This window comes from Desulfovibrio sp. JC010 (assembly GCF_010470675.1).
In the GTDB taxonomy this organism is placed as follows: Bacteria; Desulfobacterota; Desulfovibrionia; order Desulfovibrionales; family Desulfovibrionaceae; genus Maridesulfovibrio.
Map to the genome: position 1 here is coordinate 114748 of NZ_VOIQ01000009.1, position 14455 is coordinate 129202.

Sequence of the window (14455 nt, forward strand, 5' to 3'; positions counted from 1 at the left end):
CCGAAACCTGCCTTATTGATGATATATTTAATACGGTTATACTGGATAAAAACAAGAAACTGGCTTACATTACACTATAAACGTAATACACGTTATCACTCACAATTCAGCATACAGTTTAATAAAAATCATGGATTTGTTATGCGTTCAGCTACTCTCATAGCATCTGTTATTGCCATTCTTATGACAGCTTCCCCCGGTTTTGCCGACCGCTGGGACCTGATACTTCTGACAACATCCGGCCTGAACGGACAACTGCTCCCTGCCGAAGAGAAGAATGATCAACAGAGTACCGGCATGGTACGTACTTTCGGAGGATTTGCAAGAATTCAGTCGATATTTGAATCATATAGGGCAAAACACCCCGGTTCAACAATAACCGTCGCCACCGGCGATGATCTCATGGGTGAATCGCTGACAAACCCAAAAGGGCAGACAGTTTTCAAAGCCATGAACAAGATGGGTTTCGATATTTCCACCCTTGGCAATCACGAGTTTAACCGCGGCGCAAAACTGCTGGTAAGATGCCTGAAGCACAAAGAATTCCCCACGGTAGTCAGTAACCTGAAAATATCTGCGGGCAATCCATTGAATAAATATATCCGCAGGACTGATCTCATAGAAAGAAACTTTGTAAAGGTCGGTTTCATGGGAATGATCCTGCCGGAGCTGCAACTCATATCCAATCCGGGATCAGGAATTTCAGTCTCACAGGACATCATTGAATCCGCCCGGAAGACCGCCCTCAAACTCAAGCAGGACAAAAAAGCGGACCTGATCATACTTTTAAGCCACCTTACCCTCGAAGACCAAAGAAAAATCCTGCAGCAGGTTCCGGAAATAGACGTTATCTGCGGCGGCCAGAGCTATAAAGACATTCTGCCCGGTCAGGAAATCATTGCCCGCGACGGACCGACACCCGGCCTGATGGTGCAATGCGGAAGCCAGGGCCGCTATGTAGGCGTATTGAAAATAAGCATGAATGACCGAGCCATCCGCAAGCATGAATGGACCATTATCCCGGTCACCGACAACATTGGGGAAGCCCCACTGATTAAAAGTTTTATTTCCTCAAGCACAAAAAAAACAGACAACACACCTGTTCCTTTAGCTGTCACTCCCGCCGCCCTCGATACCCGTGCGGCTTCCATCAGGACCGGGGACAACCTTGCCGGGAATTTAGTCAGTTCCATAATGCGCGATAAATTCAAAACCGACATCGGATTCCAGAACGGAGGCGGCATCAGGGGGGATAAGATTATTCCCGCAGGCCCCATAACAGACAAAGACATCAACACCATGTTCCCCTTCGGCAACAAGGTGACCATAATGAAAGTGGACAGTAAGACCCTGAAACAGATTCTTGAACGCTCGGTCCACAATCTTCCCGCCCCGTCCGGGGCTTTTCTCCAAATTTCAGGACTGAAGTTCACCCTTAACCTCAAGGGCAAAGCGCAGGAGCTGGAACTTAAAAACGGCAAACCGGTAAAAATAAAAACTGCGGGCACACGCATATCCGACATTAAAATTCTCGACAAATCCGGGAATTACAAAGGCATCTCCGATAAACGCAAATACTCGCTGGCAACCAACTCCTACCTTGCCAGAGGCGGCGACGGCTACATAATGCTGGAAAAAATACCGGGAAAAGTCGAAACCTTTGTCAAAGTCAGGGATGTGATCAAATCGGGGTTGCTCAAAAAAGAAAAACTGACCACGAACTTCCGCCCGGTAATATTCAATCCCAACGGAACTCCATACAAGAACTAGCTACTTTTTATGGTTGAGCACGTCCTGAAATTCCACACCGTAAATGTGGAGCATGACCATCAAAAATGACAGGATAAGGGGACCGTAGAGAATCCCCAAAGGACCGAACGCGTTGATTCCACCGAGGATGGCGAGGAAAACATAAATAGTTGAAACCCGGGACGCTTCACGCACAATCATGGGCCGGAGCACTGTATCGATCCCGGTAACCAGCACGCCGCACCAGAGCAGCAGAAAGACAGCCGTCTTAAGTTTGCCCACAATAAGAAGATAAATGGTCGCAGGAAGCCAGATAAGCCCTGTTCCCAGCACCGGAATCAGGGACGCAAAACTCATCATAGTACCCCAGAAAAGAGCCGGAATACCGGCAATTGCCAGCCCGATACCGCCCACAATTCCCTGCAGAAAAGCAATAAACAGACTACCGAAAAGCACCGATTTGGAAACTTTCCTGAGGCTTTCAATGATGAAATCTTCCTGCTCCGCACGCAATGGCGAAAGATATCTGACCCGGTCAATAAAACGATCGCCATCCTTAAGAAAGGAAAACACGAGGAAAAGCATGATCAGAAAATGAGCAACAAGGCTTGCCATGTTTGCAGCCAGCCAGGTCCCGGAGGTGAGCATTGCCTGCCCGAAACTTCTTGAGACTTCAAGAATCCGGGCCTGAATATCGCTCGAATTGATTTCAATAAAGGGAAATTTCTGCTCCATCCAATGCAGATATGTGTTGTAATGCTCTGAATTAAAAAATTTAGAAAAATCCGTAGTGCGCAACCATTCGTTAATGGCTGTGACTGAATCCACCCCCTGTCCGATCAAACCGAAAAAGAAAACAACTGCCGGAATAATAATAGCGAAAACAATTATAAGCACGGTCAGAAATGCCCCGACTGCGGGCCGCCCGCCGACGCGGCAGCATATTTTCCTGTTCAGAGGATAAAAAATACCACTGAGGACTACTGAAATAATAATCGTGTTTAAAAACGGCTGAATAACGGAATACCCCAGCGCGATTGCCGAAATAAGCAGCAGGATAAGAAAAAAAGTGTAGATCGCAGGAGATTTTATTATTTTTTCATCAGGGGGAGTCATGCTCAAATCCTTGAATTATGATTAGCTACGCAGAGAGACGCCCATACTTCCAGATAAAAAAAACAAGCACAATTAAAATCAGGAGCTTTTGAAAAGATAATCGGACATTACCGTCAAAGCATTGTCCGCTTCGCTCTTCATGCTTGAAATCAAATTTTCCACCGAAGAAAGGTTTTCATATTGCAGATGTTTATCAATTTCCTGTGTCAAAGCTGAAAGCTTATGGGCTCCCACATCAAGGGACAAGCCACGCAGAAGAGCGAGCTCGCTCCTGACTTTATCCATATCATCGTTAGTAACAGCTTCATCTACTCTGGTCAGGTGCATGGGCACCAATCGCATGAAATGACTGTATATTTCCTGAACAAGCTTATCATTCCCGTCAAGACGGACGATGGTCCCCTTCAAATCAAGACTGGAAGAACTATCAAAATTATCCTGCGGCTGAACCTCAACAGGGCTACTTCCCTTTTCACCCTTCACAACAGAAAGCATCGCCTCCATCAGCCCGGCAGAATTGAAAGGCTTGGAGATATAACCGTTCATGCCGACCTCAAGGCAACGCTCCCGGTCCCCTTTCATTGCGTGAGCTGTGAGTGCCAGAATAGGAATCTGTGAATCTACATTCTCAATATATCCTGCACGGATAAGCCGGGTTGCCTCCAGACCGTCCATAATCGGCATCTGAATATCCATAATAACCAGATCAAAAGGTTTGCTGGCCAGAAGGCTAATTGCCTCCCTTCCGTTTTCCACCATTTCCAGTTCACAGTTAGCGTCTTCCAGAAAAGCAGAAACAACCCTGCGGGTTATAATATTATCATCAGCAAGCATAACTCTTTTAAACTGAGAAAAATCAAAAACTTCAGGAACCTCGGACTGCTTTTCTTCAACACGCTCATCTACACGCTTGAAAACAGCAGTGAAATAAAAACAACTGCCCTGCGACGGCTGTGTATCCACCCAGATCGCACCTTGCAGCATATTGACCAGATGATGAGTAATAGCCAGCCCCAGCCCGATCCCGCCGTGTTTGCGGGTCATATAATCTTCCAACTGGGTGAAGCTTTCAAAAATGGTATCAGCTTTATTTCTGGAAATTCCGAGCCCGGTATCTGAAACAGCAAAAAGAAGTCTCGTACATCCGGCAGGATACGGGTCGGTAGCACAATCATCGGGCAGAACTTCAATGGTGAGTCCGCCTTTATCGGTATATTTGATTGCGTTACTGACGAGGTTGTTCAAAATCTGGGTAAGCCTGCCGGAATCCCCCTGCAGCTCCCCGGAAATATCGGGATGAACGCAGCATTCCATTTCCAGCCCCTTGTTCTCGGCATTGGGCTGGTGGGAATTCATGACGAGGGCAAGTGTCTGGCGGACATCAAATGTCCCTTCCCTGAGTTCAAGAATACGCCGTTCGATCTTTGAGTAATCGAGCATATCATTGAGAACCCGTAACAGGGACGAAGCCGAGCCTTTAATCAATTCCACATATTCCTTCTGGTCCGACTCAAGTCCGCTTCCAAGCAGAATTTCACTTAATCCCAGAATCCCGTTCATGGGCGTACGCAACTCATGACTGATGGTGGCAAGAAAAGAACTCTTCGCTTCATTAGCGGCCTCGGCATCAGCCACAGCCTGCCGGTATTCCTGCTCCATGCCGTGCTTATAAAGGGCGATTTCAATGGAGGAACGAAGCTCCCGCTCCTCAAAAGGCTTGAGCAGGTAACCGAAAGGCCCGGAAAGTTTGGCCCGGCTCAGAGTGTTTTCATCGGAAAATGCGGTAAGAAAAACAATAGGAATGTCGTAGGTCTTGATAATAATGTTGGCGGCTTCAATGCCGTCCATTTCACCTTGCAGCTTAATGTCCATGAGAACCAGATCCGGTCGGCCGGCTGCAGCTTTATCAATAGCTTCCCTGCCGGTTACTGCGTCTCCGGCAATGATGTATCCCAAGCGTTTTAATGTAGCTTGAATATCGAGATTGACTATTTTTTCATCATCAACAACCAGAATCCGCTTGCCAGACATCAACTCTACCCCATCGACATGTATTTAAAAAATCAACTTCAACCTTCATATAATAAATAATTACAGAATTGAAAACATTTTCCGTTTTATTTTTTATTCATTTATACCGACATACAAAAAAACGGCTCTGGAATCTCCAGAACCGTTTTCACAAATTTGAAACAAAATCAGAAAATCACAAAATCTGATCCAGAAATTGCTTCAAGCGGGGATGATCTGCGCTGTTAAAGAACTCTTCCGGCGGTGCGCAGGCGATAATCCTGCCGTCTTCCATAAAGACAATCCTGTCCGCAACTTCACGGGCAAAACCCATCTCATGTGTCACCACGACCATGGTCATGCCTTCGCTGGCAAGATTTTTCATAACATCAAGCACCTCACCGATCATTTCCGGGTCAAGGGCGGATGTGGGTTCATCAAAAAGCATGATTTTTGGGTTCATGGCCAGTGCGCGGGCAATGGCCACCCTCTGCTGCTGCCCACCGGAAAGCTTGGAAGGATAAACATTGGCTTTCTCGCGGATGCCTACTTTTTTAAGCAGGTCCACGGCAATGGCCCTTGCTTCCTCTTTGTCCATGCCCTTCAGACGGATGGGAGCCATAGTCAGGTTTTCCAGAACCGTCTTGTGCGGGAAAAGATTGAACGACTGAAAAACCATACCCAATTCCTGACGGATGGTATTGATGTCGTTTTCCTTATCATGCACATCCAGCCCGTCTACAATAATGGACCCTTTGTTGATCTCTTCAAGACGGTTGATGGAACGCAGCAACGTACTTTTACCGGACCCGGAAGGCCCGATGATCACGACCTTTTCCCCAGCCTTGATATCAAGAGAGACATCACTGAGCGCGGCAAGGTCGCCGAAAAACTTGTATACGTCCTTAATTTCAATAATAGGCTTAGCGGTCATAATGGCTCAACCTCTCTTCCATATGGCTTACCGCTCTTGAGAGAATCAGAGTAATCACCAGATAAACAAGTGCGATCATTGTGTAAGTTTCAAAATACTGAAAACTTTCCGCTGCGAATTCACGTCCACGCCTGAGAATATCCGCAACAGCGATAATGGACACCAGCGAAGAATCCTTAAGCAAGGCAATGAATTCGTTACCCACAGGAGGAAGTATTGTACGCCATGCCTGCGGCAGGATAACCAGAAACATTGTTTCGTTCTTATTGAAACCGAGCGAACGCGCAGCTTCAATCTGACCGTCATCAATGGATTCGATTCCGGCACGGAAAACTTCCCCCATATACGCGCCGTAACAGACACTCATGGCAATGATAGCCGAAAGCATATCCGGCACCTGAAGCACACGGCCCATGGCATAATAAATGTAGAAAAGCTGTACCAGCAGCGGAATCCCCCTGACCACTTCCACATAGGTAGAAGCAACCAGATTGATAAATCTGTTGCTGGAAATCCTGCCCAGCCCGGTGAAGAGACCGATAATCAGCGCCCCGAAAATTGAACAGATGGTAACCTCAAAAGTAACCACAATTCCGTCAGGAATAAAAAGCAGAATATCCCTGTACGGATCAGGCTTGGTAATAACCAGATAGGCGATAATACCAGCCGCACCGATAAAGGAAACCCACCACGCATTCAGCAGCCCCTTGTCGCTGCTGTCGGGAATGCTGGCCCCGTCCGTAACCTCAATCTTAACTTGTTTTTCTTGCTTCATAATAATTTACCCGGGCTGCATGAAAATGCCGGGACCGGGCTGTTTGCGTCCGATCCCGGCCATTTGTTATCAACTCAAGCCTGATGTTCCGGTATTATTTACCGAACCACTTGGCTCTGATTTTATCGTAAGTACCGTCAGCCCTTACAGTGGAGAGACCTTTATTGATCAGGTCGAGAACTTCTTTATTACCTTTCTTGATGGCTACGCCGTAAAATTCGGACTCACCGCCTTCAATGATAAAAGCGATTTTAAGTTTTTTGGAATATTCAGCCTGCTGCAGGGCGAAGTCAGCTGCAATGGGATCATCGCAGACAACTGCTTTCAGGCGGCCGTTGAAGAGGTCTTCCATGGCCAGACCGATTTCATCGTAAGATTTAGCGATTACACCGTCAGCCTTCTTGATTGCAAAGAAGCCGGTAGTACCGATCTGGGCACCTACGGGCTGACCTTTGAATGCGTCAAGATTCTTGGCATCAACATCTTTAGCGGTAACAACAGCCTGCTTCACCTGAAAATAGGGAGCGGTGAAGTCCATTGCCTTTTTACGTTTTTCGTTAATGGATACGGAAGAGCAGATAGCGTCATATTTTCCGGCAGCGAGACCTGCAAAAATACCGTCCCAGGCAACGTTTTTAATATTCACGTCGTATCCGGCAGCCTTGGCACAGGCTTTCATCAGATCAACGGAAAAACCGACAATCTGTTTATCTTTATTAACGAACTCCATGGGCGGCCATGTGCAGTCGGATGCAATGTTGATCACCTTTTTTCCGGCAAAAGCAGGTGTCGCAGCAAGAATAGTCAGCAGCAGGGCAACTATAATCCTTTTCATAAATATTCCTCCAAATAAGTTAAAATACCCTTAAAATCACAAACATGAAAATTATACAAAAAAGTAACCGTGTCAACAAAGGTTTCCATGGACAATATTGTTTTCATTGAATTATAAACGCATTAAAAAATTGTTTTCTTGAACTTTATTCAAAAAAAAGTTAATTTTCCAGATTCTTTTTTCAAAGGGGCATTACTAATGAAAAACAAAGTCAAACAAGAGCGGCAGGAAGCTGTAGAGGTTATCTGCCCCAAATGCCGGGACACCCGTATTGTCTACTTTCCCAAAGAATCAATGCCGACCTGCCCTGTTTGCAAGGTTGAAATGATTGTTAAGGAAGTACTTACTGAGGGCAAATACGGTTGATCGGCATTTGCCACAGGTATTTTGACTTAATTGCAGACAAGGAATTTAAAGGAGAAAGCTATGAAAAGAATTTGCATGATGCTGATTATGGTGCTGGCTCTGTGCTTTGCAGCCACCGCCAACGCAGCCGACATCGATCTGGCCAAGAAATCCACCCTCAACTCCATCCTGAAATCCGGTGAACTCCGTTGCGGTATCGCTTCCGGATACATTCCGTTTCAGATGACCGATAACAAAGGCCGCATTGTCGGTTTCGAAATCGACCTCGCCCGTGAAATGGCAAAAGCCATGGGCGTTAAGTTCGTACCCGTCAACATGGAATTCGACGGCATCATTCCCGCTCTCCTTACCAATAAGATTGACATCATCACCGCCGGTATGACTGTCAACCAGGAGCGCAACCTGCAGATCAACTTTGCAGAACCTTTCATGGTTGTCGGCCAGACTGCTCTGGTAAACAAAAAGCTTGAAGGCAAAATCAAGTCCTACAAAGACCTGAACAAGCCTGAATACACCATTGTTTCCAAACTCGGCACCACCGGTGAGCAGGCTGCAAAACGCCTCCTGCCCAAAGCAAAGTACAAAAGCTTTGATCTCGAAACCGATGCTGCTCTTGAAGTTCTCAACGGTAAAGCCGATGCTATGATCTACGACCTGCCCTTCAACGCCATCTTCATGGCTGAACAGGGTAAAGACAAGCTCATCTTCCTTGAAACTCCCTTTACTTTTGAGCCTCTGGGCTGGGGTATCCGCAAAGGTGATCCCGACTTCCTGAACTTCCTGACCAACTTCCTGCACCAGATCAAAAATGACGGTCGCTACGACAAACTCTACCACAAATGGTTTGAAAGCACTGCATGGCGTAAGAACATCCAGTAGCAACCAAGATTATACAGGGGCGGTTTATCCGCCCCTTTATTCAGATTGTTGACAACGGGTCGATTGCGCCATATTCATCGACCCCTTCCCGGCAATCTGAATTTTTTGCTTTTTAGTAAGAATATAAATTTTAAAAATCGGCTTATATTATGAGTGGAACATCAATGAGAGCTCCCGGCAAAGGCCGGAACTACGAAATTTTCTGGAAGACTGTTTTTTTTATCGGCCTGTTCACAACCTTGTTCGGTCTCTACTGGGCTACACAGCAGGTTGATTACGTCTGGCGATGGGAGCGTATTCCTAGCTACTTCTATTATGAAGACGAAGTACACATTACCTCAAACATTGAAGGCAGTGTCACTTCCATAAAACAGCAAGGTGATGACGCAATTGTCATTGTAAGAGGGGAAGACAATGAGTCAGAGAGATTTGAAGTCCCCGCCTCCGACCTGCAGGTCTATGAGGATGATTCTGTTTTTGTAGGCGACACCATCGGGATTGAAAAAGAATGGAAGATGGGAGTCATCCTTGAAGGCCTGTTCGTTACCCTCAAGGTCAGTGCCATTGCTATTGTTTTCGGTATCCTGCTCGGCCTCTTTACCGGACTGGCAAGGATATCCCAGAACCCGGCCCTGCGGCTCTCAGCCATAACCTATATTGAGCTTATTCGCGGCACGCCGTTACTGGTCCAGATTTTCATCTGGTACTTTGTACTGGGAACCCTGATCAACAACATGCTCGCGCAATATGATATCTCACAGATTCCTCCACTCTGGTTCGGTATCGCATCCCTTGCGATTTTTGCCGGGGCCTATGTGGCTGAAATTGTCCGGGCGGGTATCCAGTCCGTACACCGAGGACAGATGGAAGCTGCCCGCTCACTGGGTATGTCTAAATACTATGCCATGAAACATATCATCCTGCCGCAGGCGTTCCGGAGAATCCTCCCCCCGCTGGCAGGACAGTTCATCAGCATGATCAAGGACTCCTCCCTTCTCGGCGTAATCGCCATCAGGGAATTAACCAAAGGCACAAGAGAAGCTGTTTCCACCAGCCTGCAGCCTTTTGAGCTGTGGTTCCTCTGTGCCCTGCTCTACCTGCTGCTGACTTTTGCCTTCTCCATGTTTGTGCAGTACCTTGAAAAGAGAATGGTGCAGAGATAATGATTGAAGTACAGAATATATACAAAACTTTTTATGTCCCCCATGAAGTTCAAGCCCTTTCCAATGTTTCACACACAGTGGATAAAGGTCAGGTTGTCGTTGTCATCGGTCCTTCCGGTTCCGGTAAATCAACCTTCCTGCGCTGCCTGAACAGGCTTGAATATGCCGATTCCGGCCACATCTTCATCGACGGGGTGGACATCCTCTCCCCCAAGACGAATATCAACAGAATCCGTGAAGAAGTGGGCATGGTGTTCCAGTCTTTCAACCTTTTCCCGCACAAGACCGTGCTGGAAAACCTTACCATCGCCCAGACCGTGGTCCGCAAAAGATCAAAGAAGGAAGCCGGGGAAGTCGCCATGGAACTGCTCAAAAAAGTAGGAATCCATGACAAGGCCGGAGTCTATCCCACCCAGCTTTCCGGCGGACAGCAGCAGCGTGTGGCCATCGCCCGCTCTCTGGCCATGGAACCCAAGGTGCTGCTCTTTGACGAACCCACCTCAGCCCTTGACCCGGAAATGGTCGGCGAGGTTCTGGATGTTATGAAAACCGTTGCTAAAGAAGGCATGACCATGGTCGTGGTTACCCACGAAATGGGATTTGCCCGTGAAGTCGCTGATGAGGTAGTCTTCATGGATCAGGGCATGCTCATTGAAAAAGGCAGCCCGGAACACTTCTTCAGCAACCCCGAATCCGACCGCACCAAATCATTTTTGAGTCAGATTTTGTAAAAGAATGCCTCCGGCGGCTTAAAACCTTTTGTTAAGGCTTCGCCGCTTCGCAAGAAAGCCCATACCAAAATCAAGCCCCGCAATATCTTAAAAGATATTGCGGGGCTTATTCTATGGAATAATTTTTAAATTTTTATGCGAAGCTTATTAAAAAGTTTTTTGGAGAGTCCAGAGAACCTTTTTTCCCAAAAAAGGTTCTTTGGTCCCCGAAGGGCCGCCGGAGGCAATAAAACTACTCCGCATCCCGCTTATCTTTAACATTCTTCATAGTCAGCCCGGCAACGCAACCGACCAGCATGCCAAGCAGCAGGGCCCGCTGAATATCCATAAAAAACCATCCGGCAATTGCTCCAACGGAACCGCCCACCAGAATACCGCGCGCCATGCATTCCAGCAGCCGCTCAAAATTCTTATCTTCCTTCAACTCACCCACAATTACACCTTCTTATTCTGAATTATCGCATCAATCTGATCAGCCTGTTCTTCAGACAGGGACAAAAAATTAACCCCTAGCCCCGGCATCTGGGATTTTATTCCCCACGGCACTACCCACTGCACTTCAGCTTTGATCGGAGCCTTGTCGTCCAGTTCCATAATAGCGATCCAGAGCGTATCGCCCTTTTTCCACTTTGAAACCGAATATAAAAAACATCCTTCAGCGGAAAAGTTCAAAGCCACGCTCTTTTCCATATGGCTTTTCGGGATGGATATGTCCCTGTTCAACAGAACATTCAACACCTTGTTCGCCCTTTTGGTGCCACGTAAAGACCGCGCTGTAAAGTTCAGGCAGCTCTCTTTGAAAAACGCATCCAGAGTATTTCCATGTCCGGAAAATTTTCCGGTGGGGATACAGCGAATCCCTTCAACAGCCTTATAGCTCAGGCGCATGACCGGAAAATTATCACTCAAAAGATTGGCTTCCGCCTTGTCCGCAGCGGAAGACCTGAGCAGGGTCGGAATATCGATTAGAAACCCGCTATACTTAACCTTGTTGTGCTTAAGCGCGACATCATGGAGGGACTCGGCTACATCACACTGAATATCAAATTCCTGCAAAGCCCTCAGATAAACGCCCCTGTTATCTCCGGGAGCGGCAACCAGTAATATCCGTATTTTCTCCACCCTTAACGAACCTCCAAAAACAAAATCTCTACTTGGCTAATCACAATTATCAATATATACTCAGAAAATCAAAAATTACACAGTTATAAAGGCTTTCAAACATTAATATAACTTAAGCCGCCAATTCAAACAACTAAATCGGACACTGCCCTATGGATGAGATTCCCAAGATTCTGACCATTGATGATGACGAAAGTGTCAGGCTTTCCATTGCCCACTACCTTGAAGACAGCGGCTACGAAGTTCTGCAGGCCGCCAACGGTCACGAAGGACTGAAGATTTTCAGAGAACAGCAACCGGATGTTATCCTGCTGGACCTGAGAATGCCGGAAATGGACGGTCTTTCCGTTCTCAGGCAATTGGGACAGGAAGCTCCCCAGACCCCGGTAATCGTGGTTTCCGGGACTGGATCATTTGAAGACGTTATCGCCACTGTGCGGCTGGGTTCATGGGATTATATCCCCAAACCCATAACCGACCTCAACGATCTGGAAAACGCCATCAACCGCACCCGCGAAAGAGCGAGGTTAATGGTTGAAAACGAACGTTATAAAGAAGAGCTGGAACAAAAAATCCGCGAAAGGACTGAAGAACTGCAACTCATGAACAAAGTCCTTTCCGAAGAAATTTCCGCCCGCAAAAAATCCGAATCGATTGTCCGGGCCTCCCTTGCCGAAAAAGAAGTCATGCTCAAGGAAATTCACCACCGGGTTAAAAACAACCTGCAGGTAATTTCCAGCCTGCTCAGCCTGCAAAGCGGCTATACCGAAGACGCGGAAGCCACCAACCTGCTGCGTGAATGCCAGCACAGGGTGCGCTCCATGTCCATGCTGCATGAAAAACTTTACCGCTCTGAAGATCTGTCACGCATTGATATGAGCGAATATGCCGTAACCCTGATCAACTTCCTGCTCCGTTCCTACTCTGTGGACGGCAAAGTCAGGCCGACATATGAAATCAAGGACATCCACATGGGCATTGATTCGGCCATTCCCTGTGGACTGATCATCAACGAACTGGTTTCAAACGCGTTGACCCATGCCTACGGACATAACGGCACCGGAGAATTAAAAGTCTCCATGCAGCGGGAAAACGACCGCATCAAGCTGGAAGTGGCTGACAACGGAAAGGGAATGCCTGATGATTTCAGTATCAGCGAATCGCGGACACTGGGCATGACTCTGGTGGAAACCCTTGCCCAGCAATTAAGCGGAGAAGTCAATTTCTTTAATGACCACGGTGCCACATTCCAGATCAGCTTTCCAGACTAAACTCAGACTTGATTGAATTTCAAAGGCGGTGTAGCCTGCATCCCGTGATCCTTGTACAGAACCACAGAATTAAGGAAAAAAGAATGGAAATCAGCTTTAAACAAATAGATGAAATTACCGTTGTTAAGATTGAATCTGCAGAACTAAACCACGTAGTCAGCCATGACTTTCAGCGCCAGATCAATCCGATATTTGATGAGAAGCAGTTCAACATCGCACTCGATATGGAAAGTGTAGATTTTATGGACAGCATGGGTATCGGCACCCTGATCACCCTGCGCAACAAGCTGATGAAGGAAAAAGGCAACATCGCCATGTTCAACATCAGTGACCGGGTCAAAAAGATTATCGATATCGCCGCACTGCATAAGGTGTTTGAACTTTACGGCACCGAAGAAGACGCTGTAAACGGCCTGAAAGAAAAAATGCTGGCCTAAACGCACTCGATCTTTTCAGCCGGGCAGATATCAAAGTCTGCCCGGCTTTATTTTTTTCATCCCGCAACTTCCACCACCATTATGAATTTCTCAAAAGATATCATCAGCCCCACCCTCACTACAATTAAAGATGCCGCCCGCATAAGCCTCGACCTGTTTAAAATTATGATCCCGGTAGTCATTGTTGTAAAAATCCTGCAGGAATTTAATCTGGTCGGCTATCTGGCCGCGCCCCTTGCCCCGGTTATGAAGCTGGTCGGGCTGCCCGGTGAAATGGGTTTGGTCTGGGCCACTGCGCTGATCAACAACATCTACAGCGGGCTGATCGTATTCTTAAGCCTTGCACAGGACCAGCCGCTCACCGCAGCGCAGGCAACCATTCTCGGAACCATGATCCTTGTGGCCCACTCCATGCCCGTGGAACTGCGAGTGGTCCAGAGTTCCGGCCCCAAGCTCGGCTTCCAGCTCTTCATCCGCATGGCCGGGGCCTTCATTATGGGTCTGGTGCTGAACCTGATCTATCAGAATTTCGATCTGCTGCAGGGACCGGCAAACATTCTGCTCACCCCGGATAATTCAGCCATCGACAAAACCCTGCTGCAATGGGCCATGGGTGAGATACGCAACCTGATTTCCATTTTCGGCATCATCTTCTGCCTGCTGGCGGTGATGCGTATTCTGACCAAAATACGGGTTATAGCAGCCATGGATTTCCTGCTCCGCCCTTTCCTGACCATGATGGGCATAGGCTCCAAAGCCTCGGCCCTGACCGTTGTCGGATTGACAATGGGCCTTTCCTATGGCGGCGGAATGATCATCCACGAGGCAAAATCCGGCCGCATAGACAAAAAAGACGTATTCTACTCCCTGACCTTGATGAGCCTTTGCCACAGCCTCATCGAAGACACACTGCTGCTGATGATGATCGGCGGTCACATATCAGGCCTCTTGTGGGGACATTTGATCATGTCCTGCCTGATTGTCGCCGCTCTTGTACAGATTACTAAATTTATCCCGGAGAGCTTCTCCGACAAATATTTATGGGGACTCCCCAAACAATCTTAAAA

General features: G+C 47.4%; 15 protein-coding genes. 8 read left to right on the top strand and 7 right to left on the bottom strand.

Translation table 11 applies throughout. The features are described 5' to 3' along the window. The first annotated feature begins 141 nt into the window (after positions 1–141). A complete protein-coding gene (locus FMR86_RS11765; protein ID WP_163351598.1) occupies positions 142–1770 on the top strand; it encodes a bifunctional UDP-sugar hydrolase/5'-nucleotidase in 1629 nt (542 codons plus the stop codon). Here FMR86_RS11765 and FMR86_RS11770 read toward each other — a convergent pair whose 3' ends face one another. From FMR86_RS11770 to FMR86_RS11790, 5 genes are all read right to left on the bottom strand, one after another. Further along, positions 1771–2865: an AI-2E family transporter gene (locus FMR86_RS11770; RefSeq protein ID WP_163351599.1), complete on the bottom strand. Its 1095-nt coding sequence runs from the start codon at positions 2863–2865 to the stop codon at positions 1771–1773. Positions 2866–2943: 78 nt separating this feature from the next. Next, positions 2944–4896, bottom strand: coding sequence for a hybrid sensor histidine kinase/response regulator (locus FMR86_RS11775; RefSeq protein ID WP_163351600.1), 1953 nt, complete (start codon positions 4894–4896; stop codon positions 2944–2946). 175 nt (positions 4897–5071) lie between these two features. Further along, entirely contained in the window at positions 5072–5809 is a 738-nt protein-coding gene (locus tag FMR86_RS11780; protein ID WP_163351601.1) for an amino acid ABC transporter ATP-binding protein, read from the bottom strand. Then, positions 5799–6584 carry an amino acid ABC transporter permease gene (locus FMR86_RS11785; RefSeq protein ID WP_163351602.1) on the bottom strand — a complete coding sequence of 262 codons (786 nt, stop codon included), beginning with the start codon at positions 6582–6584 and terminating at the stop codon, positions 5799–5801. The genes FMR86_RS11780 and FMR86_RS11785 overlap by 11 nt, the downstream gene beginning before the upstream one ends. 94 nt (positions 6585–6678) lie before the next feature. Beyond that, entirely contained in the window at positions 6679–7419 is a 741-nt protein-coding gene (locus FMR86_RS11790; protein ID WP_163351603.1) for a basic amino acid ABC transporter substrate-binding protein, read from the bottom strand. Between the two features lie 198 nt (positions 7420–7617). On the opposite strand from FMR86_RS11790, the gene FMR86_RS20405 reads away from it, so the two are divergent. The 4 genes from FMR86_RS20405 (at position 7618) to FMR86_RS11805 (ending at position 10558) form a co-directional block, all read left to right on the top strand. Next, a complete protein-coding gene (locus FMR86_RS20405; RefSeq protein ID WP_203544863.1) occupies positions 7618–7785 on the top strand; it encodes a hypothetical protein in 168 nt (55 codons plus the stop codon). Between the two features lie 60 nt (positions 7786–7845). Continuing rightward, positions 7846–8664, top strand: a complete 819-nt coding sequence (locus FMR86_RS11795; protein ID WP_163351604.1) for a transporter substrate-binding domain-containing protein — start codon at positions 7846–7848, stop codon at positions 8662–8664. 149 nt (positions 8665–8813) lie between these two features. Further along, the gene (locus FMR86_RS11800) at positions 8814–9827 is read left to right on the top strand and encodes an amino acid ABC transporter permease (protein ID WP_163351605.1); all 1014 of its coding nucleotides are present in this window, start codon (positions 8814–8816) and stop codon (positions 9825–9827) included. Further along, positions 9827–10558 carry an amino acid ABC transporter ATP-binding protein gene (locus FMR86_RS11805; RefSeq protein WP_163351606.1) on the top strand — a complete coding sequence of 244 codons (732 nt, stop codon included), beginning with the start codon at positions 9827–9829 and terminating at the stop codon, positions 10556–10558. The genes FMR86_RS11800 and FMR86_RS11805 overlap by 1 nt, the downstream gene beginning before the upstream one ends. A gap of 232 nt (positions 10559–10790) precedes the next feature. Here the strand turns inward: FMR86_RS11805 and FMR86_RS11810 are convergent, their stop codons facing one another. Both FMR86_RS11810 and FMR86_RS11815 read right to left on the bottom strand, forming a co-directional pair. Then, a complete protein-coding gene (locus FMR86_RS11810) occupies positions 10791–10991 on the bottom strand; it encodes a hypothetical protein (protein ID WP_163351607.1) in 201 nt (66 codons plus the stop codon). A 2-nt stretch (positions 10992–10993) separates the two neighbouring features. Then, a complete protein-coding gene (locus tag FMR86_RS11815; protein WP_163351608.1) occupies positions 10994–11680 on the bottom strand; it encodes a PilZ domain-containing protein in 687 nt (228 codons plus the stop codon). 152 nt (positions 11681–11832) lie between these two features. On the opposite strand from FMR86_RS11815, the gene FMR86_RS11820 reads away from it, so the two are divergent. The 3 genes from FMR86_RS11820 to FMR86_RS11830 all read left to right on the top strand — a co-directional run bounded on the left by FMR86_RS11820 (position 11833) and on the right by FMR86_RS11830 (position 14453). After that, positions 11833–12951, top strand: a complete 1119-nt coding sequence (locus tag FMR86_RS11820) for a response regulator (RefSeq protein WP_163351609.1) — start codon at positions 11833–11835, stop codon at positions 12949–12951. Between the two features lie 83 nt (positions 12952–13034). Then, complete coding sequence (locus tag FMR86_RS11825; protein WP_163351610.1) at positions 13035–13388, top strand: STAS domain-containing protein; 354 nt, start codon at positions 13035–13037, stop codon at positions 13386–13388. An 81-nt stretch (positions 13389–13469) separates the two neighbouring features. Beyond that, a complete protein-coding gene (locus tag FMR86_RS11830; protein ID WP_163351611.1) occupies positions 13470–14453 on the top strand; it encodes a hypothetical protein in 984 nt (327 codons plus the stop codon). Positions 14454–14455 lie beyond the last annotated feature (2 nt).